The organism is Mycobacterium sp. NGS40 (genome assembly GCF_059812735.1).
Map to the genome: position 1 here is coordinate 29,625 of NZ_JCALDG010000003.1, position 20,336 is coordinate 49,960.

Here is a 20,336-nt window from a genome sequence, read left to right on the forward strand (position 1 = left end):
GTCCTCGACTTCATTCCATCCGGGCGGCGAGATAAAGCGCGCCGATATACACAGTTCGCACACGAGCGGGCCATCGATCTAGCCAGACACCGATCGCCGGGGGCAAACTAACGAACGACATCGCCGCTGATCGATTCAGGAGTGCCCATGACGACGTATGCGTTCGATCCGGAAATTGCTGCGGCGCTGCCATATCTGCCCGACCTGCCGGGTGGCGACCCGTTGGCCATTCGGGCGGCGATGTCGGACCTCATCGCAGCGCTTCCGGTGCCGGACGCCACGGGACTGCGGGTCGAGGAGCGGGAAATCCCGGGTCGCGACGGCGATCCCGCGGTTCGGATCCGCATCTACTCGCCGGATCAGCGCAGCGCCCCCGCCGCGGTGTACAGCGTCCACGGGGGCGGGTTCATCGCCGGTGACCTCGACACCGAACACGGCTCGAACGTCTTCCTTGCCCGCGAACTCGGCGTCGTCGTGGTGTCTGTCGACTACCGGCTCGCACCCGAAACGCCGTTCCCCGGCGGCCTGGAGGACGTGTACGCCGGGCTGGTCTGGATGGCCGAGAACGCGGACGAATTGGGCATCGATGCGCAACGCATCGCCATCCACGGGATGAGCGCCGGAGGCGGACTCTGTGCCGCGCTGGCGTTGCTGGCTCGCGACCGCGGCGGGCCGCACATCGCGTTTCAGTTCCTGTCGGTGCCCGAACTCGACGACCGACTCGCCACGTCGAGCATGACCGACTTCATCGATACACCGCTGTGGAGCCGCCCCCGAGCGATCGTCAGCTGGGACTGTTATTTAGGCGCGGGTCGCGCCGGAACCGACGACGTGCCGATCTATGCCGCGCCGGCTCGTGCCACCGATCTGGCCGGTTTGCCGCCGGCGTATGTCGCGGTTATGCACTTCGACCCACTTCGCGACGAAGGCGTCGCCTACGCGGTGGCCATGCTGGCGGCCGATGTGAGCGTTGAATTGCATTTGTTCCCAGGAACTTTCCATGGCTCGATGTTGATCCAGGACGCGGCGATATCGAAGCGCGAAGAGGCGGAGAAGATCGCCGTGCTGCGCCAAGCGCTGGCACTGTAGCGATCACACTGGCTGAGATTCGTTCTGCCGATGGCCGTTTCGGCGCAGCCGCACCGCCCGCGCTGCGGCGGTCGCCAGCGCCAGCACCGCCATCACCGTGAGGATCGTCGCGGCGGCTTTCGCGGACCCGATGGTGCTCAGCAGCATCGGCAGGCCGAAGCCGATGTAGCTGACCGTGTAGAACGTGCCGGTGAGGGCACCGCGCAAGTGTTGCGGCGCGGCGGCTTCCAAGTCGATCAGGCCCTCACGGAGCAGCAGCCCGGATGCGCAGCCCAGCACCACCAGTAGCGACAACGCCACGGTCAGCGGCATTGTCGACGGCGCCGCTGCGGTCACCGCGTAGCCGAGTGCGGCCAGCACCGCGCCAACGGTGCCGGTTTGCGGACCCCACTGCCGCGCGCGGGCGATCAATTGAGTGGTGCCGCTGACGCCGTTGGTGATCAGCGCTGCGGTTCCCGCGGCCAGCGGGGCGGCGAGCCCGGTGTGCACGTGGGTGGGGACCGTGACGAAGGCAAGAGTCGCCGAGGAGTACACCCATGGCGACAGAGGCAGCGCCCAGCACAACGCCCGCGTGATGTCGGGGCGTGCCGACGTGGTCTGCTTGTGGACGGACACGGATAGCGGTGCGGCCACGTCCGTGCGCTGAGCTGACACCACCGCGACGACCGTGGCGAGCACGACCAGCGCGGCGGCGATGCCGAACGACTCCCACAGCCCGGATTGCCCCACCGAGGCCATCACGCCAGATGCGAACGGGCCCAAAGCGAAACCGGCCGTCAGGACGGCGCCGGCAATCGCGGCGCCCGCCGGCCCCTTCATGTCCGAGGCCCAGGCGGTGCACGAGCTGACCACGAGCCCGACTCCGGCCCCGACCACCAGGCGGCCCCCGAGCAAGACCGGAGTATGCAGTGACAGCAGCATCGCGACCGTGCCGGCCAGTGTGGTGATCGACCCCGCCCACGCCACGGGCTGGCGTCCCAGTACGTCCGATAGCCGGCCGCCGATGAGCAGGCCGGGCAGCAGTCCCACCGCGTAGATCCCGAAGATCGCGTCCAGCGTGGTCCGATGGAAATGCTGGTGATCGCTGAGCGCCGGGATCAACCCGGCGAAATGGTTGGCCGCCCACCCTGTTGCCAGCAGGACGACCAGCACCGAGGCGAACAACTGTCCGGATCCCCTGGATTCACCGCGTCCGTCATGTCCATGCGGTTCCACCGTCGCGGGTTGCACCCGGCGCGGCACTGCCACATTTGACCTGCACACGAATTTCTCCCAGTCTCTGCACGCGGTTGATGGACGAACTGTGTATCGCGGTGATATCGGCCACAGCGTTCTGCTTTTGGAAGCGCGACGCGAAAATCAGCGCTGCACCCTGTCCACAGACGGCGACGCCCGCGTGGTTATTCCGACTGGCGATACAACGACGGTTGTCAACCCCAAGACTGCCCGGCGGGGCGGGGTTTGAATCATGCCCGAAGCAAACCTGGTGGTCTGTCACAACGATTCCTAGGCTGCGCGGGTGATGTCGACCAATCCGGCGCCGGCCCGGGTGTCCCTTCGCGGTGTCGACCGCACGTTCGGAGCACACACCGTGCTGCACGACGTCGACATCGAAATCGAGCCGGGCGAGGTGGTCGCGCTACTCGGCTCGTCGGGCAGCGGCAAGTCCACACTGTTGCGGCTCATCGCCGGTCTCGACAGTCCGAGCGGGGGGCGGATCGAGATCGACGGCGAAGCGGTGCGCGGAATCGACCCACGCTGCGCGGTGGTGTTTCAGGAGCCGCGGCTGCTGCCCTGGCGATCCTTGGCCGCAAACGTGGCCTATGGGCTGGCGCCCGGCACGGTACGCGCGAAAGGTATTGGTGCAGTTGAACACTGGCTTGAGGTCGTCGGGTTGCGCGAGTTCGGCAAGCACTATCCGCGGCAAGTCTCCGGTGGTATGGCGCAGCGCGCCGGCCTCGCGCGGGCTCTGGCGCGACGCCCGCGCGTTCTGTTGCTGGACGAGCCGCTGGCCGCCCTTGATGCTCTGACACGACTGCGGATGCAAGACCTGCTCGATGCCGTGCAGCAGGAGGCAGGTACGACAACGGTGTTGGTGACCCATGACGTGGACGAGGCCGCGATCCTCGCCGACCGAGTGCTGATCCTGCGCACGGATGACTCGGGCGGCGGCGCCCGTATTGCCGCGACGCATGACGTCGCGATACCCAAACCACGCGACCGCGGGGATCCGCGAATCGCCGCGTTGCGGGAGCAATTGTTGGACGAGCTCGGTGTACCCCGACGAAACAGTGAGGCAAAAGCATGGTGAAAGGTCGTTACCTGACTTCGATTTCGGTGATCGCCGGCATCGTCGCGGTATCGGGCTGCGGTTCGAATGCGGGCCCTACGGCGTCGAGAGACATCCATCTGGATTACGCCTACTACAACCCGTTGAGTCTGGTGGTGCGTGACCAGCACCTACTGGAAAACCGCGGTTACAACGTCACATGGGTGCTTTCGGCCGGCAGCAACAAGGCCAACGAGGGGCTGCGGTCTAAAGCACTGGACATCGGATCGACCGCTGGGTCCGCCGCATTGGTCGCGCGGGCCAACGGATCGCCGATCAAGGTCGTCGACCTCTATGCGGGCGGTGAGTGGACGGGCCTGGTCGTCACCAAGGACTCGCCGATAAATTCGGTAGCCGATCTCAAGGGCAAGAAGGTAGCTGTTACCAAGGGCACCGACCCGTACTTCTTCCTATTGCAATCGCTTGCCACAGCGGGACTTTCACCGAGCGATATCGAGATCGTCAACCTGCAGCATGCCGACGGCAAGACCGCGTTGGAACGCGGCAACGTCGATGCGTGGTCCGGGTTGGATCCGTTCATCGCACAGACCATCCAGCAGCAGGGTTCGCGATTCATCTACCGCAACCCGAGTTTCAACACCTTCGGCGTCTTGGACGCCCGCGAGGATTTCATCGCCGATCACCCCGAAGCGCTCCAGGCGGTCGTCAACAGCTATGAGGAGGCCCGCAAGTGGGCGAAAGCGCACCCCGATCAACTGGCGGCATTGCTGGCCTCGCAGGCGAACATAGCGCTCAGCGTGGCGCAGGAGGAGCTGAACCGGACGCTGGTGGATATCGACTCGGTGCCGGGGGACCCGGTGCGCACGGTACTGACGCGGGTGGAGCCGCTGGCGGTAGCCGACTCCGATATAAAGTCCGACGACGCGGGCCGCAACGCGTTGAGCACGCTGATCGAACCGAAATTCGCTCAGCAAGCGCACTGACGTCGCGGTCGGGCCGGCTGGCGAAGTTGCCGCTGGCGTTAGTGGGACTGATTGTCCCGGTGCTGCTGCTGGTGAGCTGGCAGCTCGCCACCGCGACCACGGGGTTCTTCTCGGCTAGCCAGCTTCCTCCTCCCGGTGACGTGGTGTCGGCACTGGTCGGACTCATACGGCGTGGCGAACTCTGGAATCACCTGCAGGCCAGCGGTTCTCGGGTGCTGGTCGGCTATATTGCGGGCGCCGTCGCGGGGCTCACGCTGGGTTCCCTGGTCGGGCTGTCGGTAATCGTGCGCCGATTGCTGGCGCCGACTGTCGCGGCGTTTCGCACCGTGCCTTCGCTGGCGTGGGTTCCTTTGCTGCTGTTGTGGTTTGGCATTGACGAGACGCCCAAGATCCTGATGGTCGCCATCGGCGCGTTTTTTCCCGTGTACACGACGACGGCATCTGCGCTCTCACATGTCGACCCGCAGTTGGTGGAGGTGGGACGGGCCTACGGTCGACGGGGCGCGTCACTGCTGGCTACGGTGATGTTGCCCGCCGCTGCACCGGAATTGGTGAACGGGCTGCGATTGGGCCTGGCAAACGCGTGGCTGTTCGTGGTCGCCGCCGAACTGATCGCGTCCTCGAAGGGCCTGGGGTTCCTGCTGCTGGACAGCCAAAACACCGGACGCACCGATGTGATGTTGTTGGCCATCGTCCTGCTGGCCGCGCTGGGCAAATTGACCGACAATGCCCTGGCCACCGTGGAGAAGCGGCTGGTGCGGCGGCGCTAGTGGATTATCCGCGGCGGCGCAACACCGGTGTCACCAGCTCGCCGGTGTTCAGGTAGCTCTCGAGGTTGCGGATCGTCAGCAGTGCCATGGCCCGTCGGGTGCGGGCTGTCGCACTACCGATGTGCGGGAACAGCACCACGCTGTCCAGATCGTAAAGCGCCGCAGGAACATTGGGCTCGTCGGCGAACACGTCCAGGCCCGCTCCGCCCAGTGCGCCGGCGGCGAGCAACTCCACTAGCGCGTCCTGGTCCACGACACTTCCCCGAGCAATGTTGATCAGATAGCCGTCGGGACCCAACGCCGTGAGGACGGAGCGGTCGACGAGATGACGAGCCTGCTCGTCGCCGGTCGTGGCCACGACCAGCACGTCGACCGATTCGGCCAACTCTTGCGGCGACTGGGCGTAACGATACGGCGATCCGTCGATTCGGTGCCGGTTGTGATAGACGATGGCACAGTCGAATCCGAGCAACCGGGTAGCGATTGCCGATCCGATGCGGCCCAATCCCAAGATGCCGACCTGAAGGCCACTGACATCTCTGGCGTAGGGGAATTGACCCTCGTTTGCCCAGCGGCCCGCCCGCACGTAGCGGTCGGCCGCACCGAATCGGCGCAGTGTCATCAGGATCAGGCCCAGCGCGGTGTCGGCGACGGTGTCCGACAGCACATCCGGAGTATTGCTCACACCGATGCCCCGTTGTCCGGCCGCGGCCAGGTCGATCAAATCCACTCCGGCGCCGTTGTTGACTATCGCTTCCAGATTGGGCAGCGCTGCGATGGTTTCGGCGTCGACGCTGTAGCGGCCGGAGGTCACCACCACGCGAATCTGGGCCGCATGCTGCGCTAGGAACTCGGCGCGCCGCGGACCGCTTGGGAGTAAGGGAATTTCGTAGCGAGCCGCCAGCTCTTGTTCGAAGGTGGGCTCGAAGCTGTCGCCGATCCGCAACACGTCGCTCTTCTCGACCGTCACCTATGCATCATCTCCCACCGCATCCGGGCCGGCATCGCCGGCATAGGCGGTACGAAACGCCGTGCATGACCTTGCCCGGAATTCCGCTATGCACGGCCGGCCTAGCTGCACAATGACGCGATGCAGATCGTAGATAGCGCCCGTAGACTCCTGTCGGCCATCGCAGTGCTGGTCGTGCTGGTCGGTTGCGGCGCCCATCACCAAGCTGCGCCAGGGTCGGGCGGTGGCGGCGACTTTGCCGGTCCGATCGAGATCGGCAACGGCCGGCATCTGTATCTGGAATGCCACGGAAGGGGCAGTCCGACAATCATTTTGGAATCCGGTTATCACAACTCGTCGGATCCGTGGAATCAATCCGAGGTGGTTGCCCCAGCTGTCGGTCCGGGTGTGCTACCTGCGCTGGCCGACGACCACCGCGTTTGCGCCTACGACCGGCCCGGCACCTTGCGCTATCCCGACCCACCCAGCATCAGCGACCGCAGTTCACCGGTTGCGATGCCACGCACCGCCCAGGACGTTGTCCAAGATCTGCATGCCTTGCTGGCCGCCGCACATCTGCCGGGCCCCTACGTTCTGGTCGGGCACTCGCTCGGTGGGCTGTTCATCCGCCTGTACGCGCAGACCTATCCCGAACAGGTGCGGGCATGCGCGTTCGTCGACGCCTTCGCCGTCGAGATCCCGGGCCTGATGGGATCGGACTGGCCGATCTACCGCCAACAGCTGGATCACCCGTTGCCGCAGTTCTCGAATGCGGATTCGTTCGAGGTGATCGACATCGACAAGAGCATCGCGCAGGTCGCCGAGGCGCGACCTTTCCCGCCGGTGCCCACCGTCGTATTGACGAGGACCGAGCCGTTCGCGGTTCCCGGCAGCGTCTCGGGTGAGCAGAGTGCCACGCTGGAGCGGGCCTGGCGAGACGGCGCGTCGGATCTGATCGCGCTGCGGCCGCAGACACCGCACCTGGTCGCGACCGACAGCGACCACTTCATCCAAATCCGCCAGCCCGACCCGGTGGCGGCCGGTGTACGTCTGGTGATCCAGAGGTCTGCCGAAAACCGCTGACGAAGCGCTGCGGCATACTCGGCCCAATGACGGGGGTGCTGACTGTGGTCGCTGTGGCCGAACTCGGCGGCCTGATCACGCTCGGCGTGCTGCTGATCGTGTCGCGACGCCAGCTCAGCGGCGCGCGCGCCGCACTCGAACGCAGCCGGCGCAGCAGTGGCCGGCGCCGCCGCCGACGCGGAGTCGCCCCTTTTGCCATCAGAACCGCATTCAAGACGGCAGATTCGCTACTCACCAAAGGCGTCGGCGCGACGGTCCGTAACTCGGTCGAAGACCTGGCCGGCTGGGCGCAGGTGGAACGGCCCGACCTGGCCAGGCTCACCGCCGATGGTGATGTCGTGATCGCCTTCTCCGACATCGAGGATTCGACCGCCCACAACGAGGCTTTGGGTGACCGCGAGTGGGTGCGGGTGCTGCAACAACACAACAGGCTTGTCCAGAGACTCGTCGACGACCACGGCGGACACGTGGTGAAGAATCAGGGCGACGGATTCATGATGGCCTTCGCCGATCCCCGTCAGGCCGTGCTGTGCGGCATCGGTGTGCAGCGCGCGCTGCTCGAAGACACCGAAGGCATTCGCGTCCGGATCGGCATGCACCTCGGACCGTCGGTCCGGCGCGGCGGCGACCTTTTCGGCCGCAACGTCGCGATGGCGGCCCGGGTCGCCGGGCAGGCCGATGGCGGCGAGATCCTGGTCAGCGAATCGGTGCGCGACGCGATCGACGGCGCACCGGATATCGAGCTCTGCGCACCGTGCGAGGCCGAGTTGAAAGGCTTCCAGGGCAGCCACAACCTCTACCCGGTCCGGGTATTCAAAGACTGATCAGAAAAACGTTCCCGCATGGGGTGCTTCGGGAACGGCGAACAGCCGGTCGGCCACGGCCAGCATCGCCGGATCCTCGGCCCGCGCCAGCCCCGCCACGGCAAGACTGCGCCAGGTCGTGCCGCCCAGCAGCACCGCACCCAGCCCCTCGATCCCGACGTGCAGATCGGCGGGCCGGGTGGTGGCCTCGACGCTATCGTCGGTAATCGTGTAGCTGGCCGAATTCTTCGGCAACAGTGGGTCATTGACGGCGACGGTGACGGCGCCGGCGCCGGCGTAGGAGCGCGCCGCCAACGCACGTTCCGCGTCGACGACACGCAGCCATGTTTCGTCATGCACCGCGGTCACCTTGACTGCCCGGCGGTCGACCAATAGCGACGGCAGCGGATCATCGAGCGGCAGCATCCAAAACGTCACTCGGTCAATCAGATCCAGCCCGAGCAGGAAGCGCAGCAGCCCCAGGTAGGCCTCGACGGTGGGCGCGAAGAAATCCTCGACCATAATGGTGCGCTGCTCGCTGACAAACCACCTGTCGGTGTCGACGGGACGGTAGCGGACGAAACCCGACTCGTCGCCCGGCTCGCCGTGCACGGCGACATACCAAGCTCCAGAAGACAATTCGGTCCGCAGCCGCACGCCCTCCCACCACACGCCGGGCCGGTCGATGGTCCCCGCCCGGGATGGGCGATGGGCGTCATAGATGCGAGGCAGTATCTCCCAGGCCTCGGCGGCGCCGACAAGTCGCACCGGGCCACCCGTCGCGACTCCGGGACGAAACGCCGCCCGCGCGGTCTGGACCTGCGTGCTCTGCATAGCGCTGGCCACGCCGTAGCCATACCGCCCGTAGATCGTGGCCTCCGACGCGCGCAACGATGCGACCACCTCCCCTCGCGTGGTGAAGTCGGCTAGCTGGTGGCGCATCAGGTCGGTGGCGATGCCCCGCCGGGTGAACGACGGCAGCACCCCGATATCCGTTACCGCGGCGTGGCTCACGGCAACTCCGCCGGGCAGGGTCAACCTGTTGGTCACGGCATAGGCGGTGCCGACCAGTTGTCCACCGACGAACGCCCCGACCATCCGTCCGGGGTCGATCATCTTGGTGATCTGGCCGGGGGGCAGATCGGATATCGGTGGAAAACCGACCATCGCGACGCGAAAGACGTTAAGCGCAGCGATGAGGTCGTCCTCGCTGTCGAGAACCCGGAGCTCGGTGGTCATGTGGTCATCATGGTGTGAGCCCGCGCCGCCGACCCAACCGGCCTTCGCATTCGCAGCAGCACCGGCAGCATGAGCACCGCCGCGGCCAGCCAGGACACGGTTGGCAACCAGGGCAAGGCGGCCGCGGTGCCCTCATCACTGTCGGAAAGGATTACGGAGCCGGTAACGGAAGTCGTTCGAATCAGGACAATTCGGGGCGAAGAAGGGACGAAAAGCGAACAGTGTCAACCGATGGACGTGATTCCCGCATTGGAGATCGTGAACCCTTTGCCACCGGAGACCGTGCAGGTCACCCCGTCCAGTTTCGACGTGCAACTGAAGGGGCCGACACTCGCGGTCTGATCGTAGGCAAGGGTCGGCGTGGTCTCGGCCGGATTGCCGACACACGAAGCGCCCTTACAGCTGGTGACGACCCCACCGGTGGACAGGTGCGCCGACTGCTCCGGCGAAAGGGTCTGGCAATACACCTCGTCGGGCAGACCGGGTTCGCGCTTGTAGTTGACCTCGCAGCTGATGTTGCGCGACGGAGACAAAAACGAGCACAGCGATGCCGTGCAGACGGGGTTGTCCGCGGCCGCCAGGGGCATGCTTACGCGGGAGCCGAGGACGATGGATCCGATTGTCGCGACGACCGCACGTTTCATGCTGTCAAACCTAACGGATCGGCAGCCCGGTCAGCGCCCGCGAAATCACCAGGCGCTGGATTTCGCTCGTCCCCTCGAAGATGGTGAAGATCTTGGCGTCCCGGTGCATCCGCTCCACCGGGTAGTCACGGGTGTAGCCGTTGCCGCCGAGAATCTGGATGGCCTCGTCGGTGACGTAGACCGCGGCCTCGCTCGCGACCAGCTTGGCCATCGAGCCTTCGGCGGAGTCGAAGTTCTGGTTGTTGCGGGCCATCCAGCCGGCACGCCACACCAGCAGGCGGGCGGCGTCGACCCGGCTCTTCATGTCGGCGAGCTTGAATGCCACCGCCTGGAACTCGCCGATCTTGCGGCCGAATTGCTCACGCTGGCAGGCGTATTCGAGTGCGTACTCGTAGGCGGCCCGGGCCACGCCGACGGCCATCGCGCCGACGGTCGGCCGGGTGCGCTCGAAAGTCTTCATTGCCGCCTGGCCACCCGCCGACGCGCCGGATTTGACCCGCGCGATCCGGGCCTCGAATTTCTCGCGGCCGCCGAGAATGCAGTCCTCGGGCAACCGGACATTGTCGAGAACCACCTCGGCGGTGTGCGACGCGCGGATGCCGTGCTTTTTGAATTTCTGGCCCTGCGATAGCCCCTTGGTCTCCGGCGGGATGACGAACGACACCTGGCCGCGGGTGCCCAGCTCCGGATGGACCGACGCCACCACGATGTGCACGTTGGCGATACCGCCGTTGGTTGCCCACGTCTTGGTGCCGTTGAGCACCCACTCGTTCGTCACCTCGTCGAACCGGGCCCGGGTGCGGATGGCGCCGACGTCAGAACCCGCATCGGGTTCCGACGAGCAGAACGCACCGAGCTTGGGGTCGCCGGGCGTACCGAACATCTCGGGCAAGTACTGGCCGAGCTGCTCGGGAGTTCCGTTGCCCGCCAACGCCGCTGCGGCCAGGCCGGTCCCCATGATGGAAAGCGCGATGCCGGCGTCGCCCCAGAACATCTCCTCGAACGCGGTGAGGAAGCCCAGGCCGGTCGGTTCGGCGGCCTGCTGCGCGAAGAAGTCGGGAGAGTAGAGGCCCACCTTCGCGGCCTCCTGGATCACCGGCCACGGGGTTTCCTCCCGTTCATCCCATTCGGCCGCGGCGGGTCGGATGGTTTCGGCCGCGAACTGGTGCACCCAATCGCGCACGTCGATGACGTCGTCGCTCAGTTGCAGTGAGAAAGTCATAGTTCCACTCCTGGAAGAGGTTGATACGCTTGGATTTTCAAGGTTTTCTGGGGTTGGTGTGTTGTGCGAGGACGCTGACGGTCTGGGTCACCCAGGCTTCGAAATAGCGATCCTCGTCGACGTTGCCAGGCAAGCGTCCGGACAGCGCCTGCAGCGTCGCCGCGTGAGACAGCGAAGCGATCGCCACGGCCGCCGCGGCCTCGGGATCCGGGATGCTGGTACGGCCGGAGCGATTGGACGCGGCCAGCTCGTCGGCGAACCGTTGATAGGCGTTGTCGGTGATGACCTGCCAGGTCTTCTCGTCGAGATCGCCGAGCTCCTCGGGTTCGCGCAGCATGACCTTGAGCAAATCCTCGCTTTGGTTCAGATTGCTCCAGATCAGTTGCCCGGCGGTACGCACCGCTTGCTCGACGCTGCCCGGCTGCCCGGCATCGAACTGCTCTCGGGCGGCGACGATGCTGTCGATCCGTTGGGTCACCGCCGCCTCCAGCAGTTCACGCTTGGAGGCGAAGTGCTTGTACAACGCTCCCGATCCGGGGGCCAGGCCCGACGCCCGCTGGATGTCGGCGACAGACGTCGCCGCATAGCCCTTGGCGGCGAAGAGCTTCAGCGCCTCCGCCAGCAGTCGATCGCGTCCCGAATCGGGCATGGTGAGAGAGTACTCACTCACCATGGCGATGGCAAACCGGGCGCGGCACCTGCACTAGCCCCGGGTGGCGTCCGTGCGCAATGCTGGGACCCGGGGTCGCGGGTTCGGCGCACCCGGGCCCGGCCCGGATCAAGCAACGACGGAGGGATCGCAGTGAACGAAGAGCAACGCAACGCGATGGCGTCGGGGCGTGGCTTTATCGCCGCGCTGGACCAAAGCGGCGGCAGTACGCCAAAAGCCTTGAAACTGTATGGGATTGAGCAAGACACCTACGACAACGACGAGCAGATGTTCAACCTCATCCACGAGATGCGTGAGCGCCTGATGGCCAGCCCGAGCTTTTCCGGCGACAAGGTACTGGCCACGATCCTGTTCGAACAGACCATGGACCGGGCCATCAACGGCGAAGACACCGCGGCCTATCTGTGGAAGCAGAAGCACATCGTGCCGTTCGTGAAGGTCGACCAGGGCCTCGGCGATGCCGAGAACGGTGTCCAGCTGATGAAGCCGATGACCAAACTCGATTCACTGCTGGATCGGGCCGTGGACAAGGGCATATTCGGCACCAAGATGCGCTCGTTCATCCAAGAGCCCAACGAGGCGGGCATCAACGCCATTGTCGACCAGCAATTCGAGTACGCCGCCACGATCGCCGAGCGCGGATTGATGCCGATCGTCGAGCCCGAGGTCAGCATCAAAAGCCCGGACAAGCCCAAGGCGGACGGCCTGCTAGTGGCCGCGCTGCACGCAAAACTCAATGAGCTGCCGGGCGACCGGCAGGTGATGCTCAAACTGACGTTGCCCGACGAAGACAACCTCTACGCTGCGCTGATCGAGCACCCCCGGGTGCTTCGGGTGGTCGCGCTGTCCGGTGGCTACAGCCTCACCGAGAGCTGCGAGATCCTGGCCCGCAATCACGGACTGATCGCCAGCTTCTCGCGGGCGTTGACCGAGGGACTGACCGCCCAGCAGAGCGACGCGGAATTCGACGAGAAGCTTGGATCGAACATCGCGGAGATCTACGCGGCGTCGATCACCTAGGCGGGCACCCCGGGTCAACGCGCCGGGGGCGAGACCTGTGTGACGCTGCCGTCGGTGCCGACCGCGATCGACCCGCTGAGCGGCCCGTCGGAGGCGTGGATGCGCAGGCTCAGTGGTCCTTCGCGATGAGATTCGACCGTCAAATAGATTCGGCTGGCGTCGTAGATGTGCAGCGTCTGCGGTGCCTGCTGCACGACGCCGAGGACGGCCTGCACGTCGAACTTGGCAAGGTCACCGACTGCGGAGTCCGGCAAGGCGGACGGAGTGGGACCAAGGTTCATCCAACTGCCGTCGCGGTATACCCACGTCACCACCTTGCGTGCATTGGCGGTGTCCGGACGCATCACCACCGCTTGGTCTTGGTAGACGTTCAGCTGATAGCCGAGGGTGTCGCCGAACTGGGTGCGCATCTGCGCCAGCAGGGCCGTCATTCCGGCGAAGCTCAGCAATTGCTGCGGCTGCGGTGCCGCACTCGCGGTGTTGCCCGGGGAGCCGATGCTGGGCGACGTCGTGGTCAGGTCCGGCGCAGGCGTGCCCGATGGCGTGTTCCACTGCATCACGGCGAAACCGGCACCCAGCAGTAAGAGCACCGCGGCCGGCGCGCCCGCGATCCAGATGGCCCGGCTACCGACTTTCGGCGTCGGGTGCGCCGGTGCGACCGGGGTGTGATGGATTTGCAGGTCTGAAAGCAGCGATTGCAATTCGCTCAGGGTGGTGGCCTTGGTTGCGGCGCTGATCCGCTGGCGGTGTTCTTCTGTCGACAGCTGGCCGTCGCCGAGTGCCGCGTCGAGTGCTTGGCAGGCGTTGTTGCGATCGGCGTCGGTAGCCCGGGTGCTGTCGCTGATCACAGCAAACATCGTAGGAGGCGCGGTGGAATACCGCGCCGGTTCCCGGCGGGTAGTCGATCGCGCGCACCACTAGGCTTCAAGACATGGCTTCGAAGCTGCCCTCGCCGAAGATCCTTCTCGAATGGCCCGTCATCCGTCAGCTGCGCTCGGCCGACACATTCGGCCGTGGGCCGGCGGTGACCTCCAGGCACACCCGTGCGCTGGCCCCACGCACCACGACCGCCGACCGCGTCGTGCAAAGCGTGTGCCCGTACTGCGCGGTCGGCTGCGGCCAGAAGGTGTTCGTCAAGGACGAGAAGGTCGTCCAGATCGAGGGCGATCCGGACTCGCCGATCTCGCGTGGCCGCCTGTGCCCCAAGGGGTCGGCCAGTGAGCAGCTGGTCAACTCGCCGAGGCGGCAGACCAAGATGCTCTACCGCGCCCCGCGCGCTACCGAATGGCAGTCGATCGATCTCGACACCGCCATCGACATGGTGGCCGACCGCTTCGTCGAGGCCCGCCGGCATGCCTGGCAGGACATCGACAAGAAGGGCCATCCCCTGCGGCGCACCATGAAGATCGCTGCGCTCGGCGGAGCCACGCTGGACAACGAAGAGAACTACGTCATCAAGAAGCTCTTCACCGCCGCCGGCGCGATCCAGATCGAGAACCAAGCTCGTATTTGACACAGCTCCACGGTTCCCGGTCTGGGGACTTCCTTCGGGCGCGGTGGCGCCACCCAATCACTGCAAGACATGGCCAACGCCGACTGCATCATCATCCAGGGCTCCAACATGGCCGAGTGCCATCCCGTCGGCTTCCAGTGGGTCGAGGAGGCAAAGGCGCGCGGCGCGAAGCTGATTCACATTGATCCGCGCTTCACCCGCACCTCGGCCGTGTCGGACAAACACATCCCGATTCGGGCGGGCTCGGACGTGGTGCTACTCGGGGCGCTGATCAACTACGTCATCGGCAACGACAAGTGGTTCAAGGAGTACGTGGTGGCCTACACCAACGCTGCCACCTTGATCAACGAAAACTACCGCGACGCAGAGGATTTGGGCGGCCTGTTCTCCGGCTACGATCCCGAGACCGGACAGTACGACCTGTCCAGCTGGGCGTACGCGGGCCAGGAAGAGGAAGAGGCCGACATCGAGCACGGGTCCAGTGCCTCGGCCCGGGCGGCCGGTGACGCGCACGGCAGCGGCGGTCCGCCGTTACCGCACGCCCGCGTGCAGCGCGACGAGTCGTTGCAGCATCCGCGCACGGTGTTCCAGATCGTCAAGCGGCACTACGCGCGGTACACGCCGGAGATGGTGCGCGACGTCTGCGGCATCGGCATCGAGGACTTCGACTACCTCGCACGCACGCTCGTCGCTAACTCGGGCCGGGAGCGCACCACCTGCTTCGCTTACGCCGTCGGCTGGACGCAGCACACGCTGGGCGCCCAATTCATCCGCACCGCAACGATTCTGCAGCTACTGCTGGGCAACGTGGGGCGCCCGGGCAGTGGCATCATGGCGCTGCGCGGGCACGCCACCATCCAAGGGTCTACCGACATACCGACGTTGTTCAACTTGCTGCCCGGCTACCTGTCGATGCCAAAGGCCGGTGTGCACGACACCTTTGCTGACTACATCGAAGCGGTCGGGCCGAAGAACCAAAAAGGATTCTGGGCCAACGCCGACACCTACATCGTCAGCCTGCTCAAGGCATGGTGGGGCGATGCGGCCCGCGAGGACAACGACTGGGCCTACGACTACCTGCCGCGACTGTCCGGGCCGCACGGGACGTATCAGACGGTCATGTCGATGCTTGAAGACGAGGTCGACGGGTACTTCCTGCTGGGACAGAACCCCGCCGTCGGATCGGCGCACGGCCGGATGCAACGCATGGGTATGGCGCACCTGAAGTGGCTGGTGGTGCGCGACCTCAACATGATCGAGTCGGCCACCTTCTGGAAGGACGGCCCCGAGATCGCTTCCGGCGAGCTGAAAACCGAGGACATCGAGACCGAGGTGTTCTTCTTCCCGGCGGCGACGCACGTCGAAAAGGCTGGTTCCTTCACCCAGACCCAACGCCTTGTGCAGTGGCGGCACAAGGCCGTCGACCCGCCCGGCGACTGCCAGAGCGAGTTGCAATTCTTTTTCGAGCTGGGCAAACGAATCCGGCAGCGGCTGGCCGGATCCACCGACGAACGCGACCGGCCTCTGTTGGATCTGACCTGGGACTATCCCACCGATGAGCATGGCGAGCCCGATTCGACAGCCGTGCTGGCCGAGATCAGTGGCTGTTATTTGACCGGGCCGAAAGCCGGCCAGCCGGTGCCCGGGTACACCGAACTGGGTGCCGACGGGTCGACGTCCTGCGGATGCTGGATCTACTCCGGCGTGTACGCGGACGGCGTCAACCAGGCCGCCCGGCGGGTGCCACACGGCGGCACCGGACCCAGCCAGTCGGAGTGGGGCTGGGCATGGCCGCTGGACCGGCGGATTCTGTACAACCGCGCCTCGGCCGACCCCGACGGCAAGCCGTGGAGCGAGCGCAAGCGCTACATCTGGTGGGACCCTGAGCAGCAGCGCTGGGTCGGTCACGACGTGCCCGACTTCGTGGCCGACCGGGCACCGGGTAGCCGGCCGGACCCAGATGTCGGCGGCCCGGATGCCATCGCGGGCGACGACCCGTTCATCATGCAGGCCGACGGCAAGGGCTGGCTGTTCGCGCCCAAGGGTGTGGTGGACGGGCCGCTACCCACACACTACGAGCCGCAGGAGTCGCCGGTTGCCAACGCGCTTTACCCGCAACAGCAGAACCCTTCGCGAATCACCTTCCCGCGCAAGGACAATCTGAGCGCTCCCAGCGCCGGCGACCCAGGCGCCGACGTATACCCGTACGTGTTCACCACCTACCGGCTCACCGAGCATCACACCGCCGGCGGCATGAGCCGGTGGCTGCCCTATCTCTCGGAGTTGCAACCGGAGATGTTCTGCGAGGTCTCACCCGAGCTGGCCGCCGAACGCGGGCTCCAGCCCTACGGGTGGGCCACGATCATCTCGCCGCGTGCGGCGATCGAGGCACGGGTGCTGGTCACCGAGCGGATGAGCCCGCTGCGAATCGGCGACCACACGGTGCACCAGATCGGGCTGCCCTATCACTGGGGTGTCGGGAGCGACGCGGTGGTGAGCGGGGACGGGGCCAACGATCTGCTAGGCGTGACGCTGGATCCGAACGTCCAGATCCAGGAGTCCAAGGCCGGGTCCTGCGACATCCAGCCCGGCCGGCGGCCGCAAGGCGCGAAGCTTTTGCGGTTGATCGAGGAATACCAGTCGCGCGCAGGCGCCACCGTGGAGACGGACAATATTCGAGTGAGCGAAGCTGTCTGGGAGAGCATCGATCGCGAGCGAGACGGGAAGGGAACCGATGGCTCAGCGGATCGGACCGAGTGACCCAGCCGCCGATGCAGGGTGGGAAGATGTCAAGCCCCGCAAGGGCTTTTTCACCGACACCTCGATCTGCATCGGTTGCAAGGCGTGCGAAGTGGCGTGTAAGGAGTGGAATCGCAACCCGCGCGACGGCGACCTCGAGCTGCTGGGATCGTCCTACGACAACACCGGCTCGCTGGGCGCGAGCACCTGGCGACACGTGGCGTTCATCGAGCAGGGTCGCGACCGTATCGAGGAGGCACGCGAATCCGGCCGCGCGCTGGTGAGCCTGGGCATGCCCGCGGTCCCGGGTGCTGCGGATGTCCCCGCCGACACGAAACCGCCTGATACCCCGGAGTTTCGCTGGCTGATGTCCTCCGATGTCTGCAAGCACTGCACGCATGCGGGCTGTCTCGACGTCTGCCCCACCGGGGCGTTATTCCGCACCGAGTACGGCACCGTGGTGGTCCAGCACGACGTGTGCAACGGCTGCGGAACATGCGTCGCGGGTTGCCCTTTCGGCGTGGTCGAGCGCCGTAGCGACGGCACGTATGCGACGCCGGTGGACCGGCCGGGCCGCCCCAAGGAGGAGTTCGTCACCGGCGTCGCCCAGAAGTGCACGCTGTGTTACGACCGCCTGATCGAGGACCAGATACCCGCCTGCGCCCAGACCTGTCCGACGACGTCGATCAAGTTCGGCGATCACGACGACCTGGTGGACCGAGCGCGCCAGCGGGTGGCTCAGCTGCACGCCGAAGGACGCACCGAGGCAAGGCTTTACGGCGCCAACGAGCACGACGGCGTCGGCGGTACCGGTTCGGTCTTCTTATTGCTCGACGAGCCCGAGGTCTACGGTCTGCCGCCGGATCCGCGGGTGTGCACCGCCGACCTGCCCACGATGTTCAAGCGGGCGACAATGGCTGCGGTCGGCATGGCCGGAGCGGCCGTGCTGGCGTTCTGGAGTAGCCGGTGAGCACCTCGGAATTCGACAGCTTCCGCCCGCCAGAACCCGAGGGGGGCAAGCGCCGCAGGAAAGTCGGGCGCGGCGCCCGTCGGGGCGGCGGCAGTGGTTCCGACGGCTCACGCGAAATGCCGATGGTCCCCGAGGCCGAGTTCACCTCGTATTACGGCCGTCCGGTGGTCAAGCCCGCGCCCTGGGGACATGAAGTGGCCGCTTACCTTTTCTTGGGCGGCGTCGCGGGCGGGTCCGGCCTGCTCGCGGCCGGCGCTCAGCTCACCGGCCGAAAGAAGTTGCGCCGCAACACAAGACTGTCCGCTCTGATCGCGGTGTCACTGGGCGCGGTCGCGCTGGTGAAGGACTTGGGCCGGCCCGAGCGTTTCGTCAACATGCTGCGGACCGTCAAGCTGACCTCGCCGATGAGCATCGGTTCGTGGATCCTCAGCTCGTTCAGCGCCGGCATCGGGATAGCCGCGGTTGCCGAGATCGATCGAATGACGGGCGAACGAATTCCGTTGGGCCCGTTGCGGTCCGTGCTGCGCGCCGTGGAGGCACCGGCCGGCCTGGGTGCCGCGGTACTGTCGCCACCGCTGGCCGTCTACACCGCGGTGCTGCTCACCGACACGGCCACCCCGACGTGGAATGCCGCGTACCGAGACCTGCCCTTCGTGTTCGTCAGCTCCGCGAGCCTGGCCGCCTCGGGATTGGCGATGATCACCACCCCGGTCTCCGAGGCCGGGCCCGCGCGCAAGCTGGCGGTCATCGGTGCGGTCGGTGATCTGATCTCGGCCAGGTTCACAGAGTCCCGGATGGACCCGGTGACCAGAGAACCGCTGCACCATGGCAGGCCTGGCTGGCTGCTACAGACGAGCGAAATACTGGCCGCCGCAGGCGGTTTGGGCGCGTTATTCGGCGGGCACCGCCGCGATGTCGCCGCGCTGTCCGGCCTGACGCTGCTGACGGCGTCGGCGATGTTGAGGTTCGGCTTCTTCGAGGCGGGCAAGGAATCGGCCCGTGACCCTCGCTACACGATGGAGCCGCAGCGGCGCCGGCTGGCGGCTCGCCGCGCGGCAGGCATCACCGACGACTCGATCACTTCCGCCCGGTAAAGCGGCCTAGCGGACCTCGATGCCCTCGCCGGCGACGGTGTGACCGATCACCGGGTGACCGGGCAGTTCGCCCACCACGAGCAGGCCACCCGAAGTCTGCGCATCGGCGAGCAGCAGGAGATCATCCTCGGTCACGCCGGGGCCGGGACGCAGATGCGGGCGCACCCAGTCGAGGTTGCGCCGGGACCCGCCGGAGACGAACCCGTCGCGCAGCGCCGCCCGGCCGGCATCGAGTACCGGGACCGCGCAGCGGTCGATGACCGCGCCCACCTTCGAGGCCCGGCACATCTTGTAGAGATGACCGAGCAACCCGAAGCCGGTCACATCCGTGGCCGCGTGCACACCGTTTGCCAGCGCGGCCTCGGCGGCGTCGCGATTGAGCCGGGCCATCGTCGCGATCGCTTCCGCGAACACCTCGCCGGTCTGCTTGTGCCGATTGTTGAGCAGCCCGAGCCCGAGCGGTTTGGTGAGGGTCAGCGGCAGCCCGGGTTCGGCGGCGTCGTTGCGCAGCAACCGATTCGGGTCGGCCACACCGGTCACCGCCATGCCGTACTTGGGCTCCGGATCGTCGATGGAGTGACCGCCGATCACCGGGCAACCGGCCTCCGAGGCCACCGCCAGCCCGCCGCGCAGCACCTCGGTCATCAGCTCCAGTGGCAGCACATCGCGCGGCCACCCGACCAGGTTGATCGCGACCACCGGGCGCCCGCCCATCGCGTAGACGTCGGAGAGCGCGTTGGCCGCGGCGATCCGACCCCAGTCGTAGGCATCGTCGACGACCGGCGTGAAGAAATCCGCCGTGGACAGCACCGCGATGTCGCCGACCAAGACCGCGGCCGCGTCGTCACCGTCGTCGAGGCCGACCAGCACATTCCCGTTGGTCTGCCCGGCCAGGCCACGGACCGCATCTTCCAGCTCGCCGGGCGGGATCTTGCAGGCACAGCCACCGCCGTGCGCATAACCGGTCAGCCGGGTCTGCGTCTGGGTCATGCCACGAGCCTACGAGTAGCGGGCGGGCTCACCGTCTGCCCGCCTCCTAGCGACAACTGCCAACGTCGTCACACTCGTCACTCGCGGGTGCGTCCCTGGCGTTGACTGTGCACCCACGGCGGCGAACGCCGGGTGCGGCCGCGCGACCCGCACGCTCAACGCCACCGCCGCACAGTCAACGCGGTAGGACGGTTTTGTCGCTCGGAGGCGGGCACTTCGGCCCCACCCGCGGCGGGCGGGCACTTCGACCCCGCCCGCGCCGGCGGCC

Annotated in this window: 18 protein-coding genes; 10 read left to right on the top strand and 8 right to left on the bottom strand. The window is 66.4% G+C overall.

Going from position 1 to position 20,336, the window contains the following annotated elements; genetic code table 11:
• The first annotated feature begins 147 nt into the window (after window positions 1–147).
• Window positions 148–1,089 carry an alpha/beta hydrolase gene (locus AC5Y5O_RS05845; protein WP_500024187.1) on the top strand — a complete coding sequence of 314 codons (942 nt, stop codon included), beginning with the start codon at window positions 148–150 and terminating at the stop codon, window positions 1,087–1,089.
• Window positions 1,090–1,092: 3 nt separating this feature from the next.
• Here the strand turns inward: AC5Y5O_RS05845 and AC5Y5O_RS05850 are convergent, their stop codons facing one another.
• Window positions 1,093–2,352, bottom strand: coding sequence for an MFS transporter (locus AC5Y5O_RS05850; protein ID WP_500024189.1), 1,260 nt, complete (start codon window positions 2,350–2,352; stop codon window positions 1,093–1,095).
• 286 nt (window positions 2,353–2,638) lie between these two features.
• Here AC5Y5O_RS05850 and AC5Y5O_RS05855 point away from each other — a divergent pair, with 286 nt between their 5' ends.
• The 3 genes from AC5Y5O_RS05855 (at window position 2,639) to AC5Y5O_RS05865 (ending at window position 5,132) form a co-directional block, all read left to right on the top strand.
• Window positions 2,639–3,400: an ABC transporter ATP-binding protein gene (locus AC5Y5O_RS05855; protein WP_500024432.1), complete on the top strand. Its 762-nt coding sequence runs from the start codon at window positions 2,639–2,641 to the stop codon at window positions 3,398–3,400.
• On the top strand, window positions 3,397–4,362 hold the full coding sequence (locus tag AC5Y5O_RS05860) for an aliphatic sulfonate ABC transporter substrate-binding protein (RefSeq protein WP_096290781.1): 966 nt from the start codon (window positions 3,397–3,399) through the stop codon (window positions 4,360–4,362). The genes AC5Y5O_RS05855 and AC5Y5O_RS05860 overlap by 4 nt, the downstream gene beginning before the upstream one ends.
• Before the next feature lie 71 nt (window positions 4,363–4,433).
• Entirely contained in the window at window positions 4,434–5,132 is a 699-nt protein-coding gene (locus AC5Y5O_RS05865) for an ABC transporter permease (protein WP_165796280.1), read from the top strand.
• Window positions 5,133–5,136: 4 nt separating this feature from the next.
• On the opposite strand, the gene AC5Y5O_RS05870 is transcribed toward AC5Y5O_RS05865, so the two are convergent.
• The gene (locus AC5Y5O_RS05870; protein ID WP_096283421.1) at window positions 5,137–6,102 is read right to left on the bottom strand and encodes a 2-hydroxyacid dehydrogenase; all 966 of its coding nucleotides are present in this window, start codon (window positions 6,100–6,102) and stop codon (window positions 5,137–5,139) included.
• Between the two features lie 120 nt (window positions 6,103–6,222).
• Between AC5Y5O_RS05870 and AC5Y5O_RS05875 the strand changes: the two genes are divergently transcribed.
• Together AC5Y5O_RS05875 and AC5Y5O_RS05880 are read left to right on the top strand one after the other, a co-directional pair.
• Window positions 6,223–7,164 carry an alpha/beta fold hydrolase gene (locus AC5Y5O_RS05875; protein WP_500024191.1) on the top strand — a complete coding sequence of 314 codons (942 nt, stop codon included), beginning with the start codon at window positions 6,223–6,225 and terminating at the stop codon, window positions 7,162–7,164.
• Between the two features lie 26 nt (window positions 7,165–7,190).
• Window positions 7,191–7,988 carry an adenylate/guanylate cyclase domain-containing protein gene (locus tag AC5Y5O_RS05880; protein ID WP_096283425.1) on the top strand — a complete coding sequence of 266 codons (798 nt, stop codon included), beginning with the start codon at window positions 7,191–7,193 and terminating at the stop codon, window positions 7,986–7,988.
• Here AC5Y5O_RS05880 and AC5Y5O_RS05885 read toward each other — a convergent pair whose 3' ends face one another.
• The 4 genes from AC5Y5O_RS05885 to AC5Y5O_RS05900 form a co-directional block, all read right to left on the bottom strand.
• Window positions 7,989–9,206 (bottom strand): GNAT family N-acetyltransferase, encoded by a 1,218-nt coding sequence (locus AC5Y5O_RS05885; protein ID WP_500024193.1) that lies wholly within the window; start codon window positions 9,204–9,206, stop codon window positions 7,989–7,991.
• A gap of 224 nt (window positions 9,207–9,430) precedes the next feature.
• Window positions 9,431–9,850 carry a hypothetical protein gene (locus AC5Y5O_RS05890; protein WP_096283429.1) on the bottom strand — a complete coding sequence of 140 codons (420 nt, stop codon included), beginning with the start codon at window positions 9,848–9,850 and terminating at the stop codon, window positions 9,431–9,433.
• Between the two features lie 10 nt (window positions 9,851–9,860).
• Window positions 9,861–11,072: an acyl-CoA dehydrogenase family protein gene (locus AC5Y5O_RS05895; protein WP_500024195.1), complete on the bottom strand. Its 1,212-nt coding sequence runs from the start codon at window positions 11,070–11,072 to the stop codon at window positions 9,861–9,863.
• A gap of 37 nt (window positions 11,073–11,109) precedes the next feature.
• Entirely contained in the window at window positions 11,110–11,721 is a 612-nt protein-coding gene (locus tag AC5Y5O_RS05900) for a TetR/AcrR family transcriptional regulator (RefSeq protein ID WP_096283433.1), read from the bottom strand.
• A 153-nt stretch (window positions 11,722–11,874) separates the two neighbouring features.
• Between AC5Y5O_RS05900 and AC5Y5O_RS05905 the strand changes: the two genes are divergently transcribed.
• A complete protein-coding gene (locus AC5Y5O_RS05905; RefSeq protein WP_096283435.1) occupies window positions 11,875–12,762 on the top strand; it encodes a fructose bisphosphate aldolase in 888 nt (295 codons plus the stop codon).
• Between the two features lie 14 nt (window positions 12,763–12,776).
• On the opposite strand, the gene AC5Y5O_RS05910 is transcribed toward AC5Y5O_RS05905, so the two are convergent.
• Entirely contained in the window at window positions 12,777–13,610 is an 834-nt protein-coding gene (locus AC5Y5O_RS05910) for a DUF1707 SHOCT-like domain-containing protein (RefSeq protein WP_500024198.1), read from the bottom strand.
• Between the two features lie 83 nt (window positions 13,611–13,693).
• Here AC5Y5O_RS05910 and fdh point away from each other — a divergent pair, with 83 nt between their 5' ends.
• The 3 genes from fdh to nrfD are packed head-to-tail and all read left to right on the top strand — an operon-like array spanning window position 13,694 to window position 19,078.
• Complete coding sequence (gene fdh, locus AC5Y5O_RS05915) at window positions 13,694–17,035, top strand: formate dehydrogenase (RefSeq protein WP_500024200.1); 3,342 nt, start codon at window positions 13,694–13,696, stop codon at window positions 17,033–17,035.
• Window positions 17,010–17,984 (top strand): 4Fe-4S dicluster domain-containing protein, encoded by a 975-nt coding sequence (locus tag AC5Y5O_RS05920; RefSeq protein WP_500024202.1) that lies wholly within the window; start codon window positions 17,010–17,012, stop codon window positions 17,982–17,984. Before fdh ends, AC5Y5O_RS05920 begins: the two co-directional genes overlap by 26 nt.
• Window positions 17,981–19,078, top strand: a complete 1,098-nt coding sequence (nrfD, locus tag AC5Y5O_RS05925; protein WP_500024204.1) for an NrfD/PsrC family molybdoenzyme membrane anchor subunit — start codon at window positions 17,981–17,983, stop codon at window positions 19,076–19,078. Before AC5Y5O_RS05920 ends, nrfD begins: the two co-directional genes overlap by 4 nt.
• Before the next feature lie 6 nt (window positions 19,079–19,084).
• On the opposite strand, the gene selD is transcribed toward nrfD, so the two are convergent.
• On the bottom strand, window positions 19,085–20,068 hold the full coding sequence (gene selD, locus AC5Y5O_RS05930; RefSeq protein WP_500024206.1) for a selenide, water dikinase SelD: 984 nt from the start codon (window positions 20,066–20,068) through the stop codon (window positions 19,085–19,087).
• Between the last annotated feature and the right edge of the window lie 268 nt (window positions 20,069–20,336).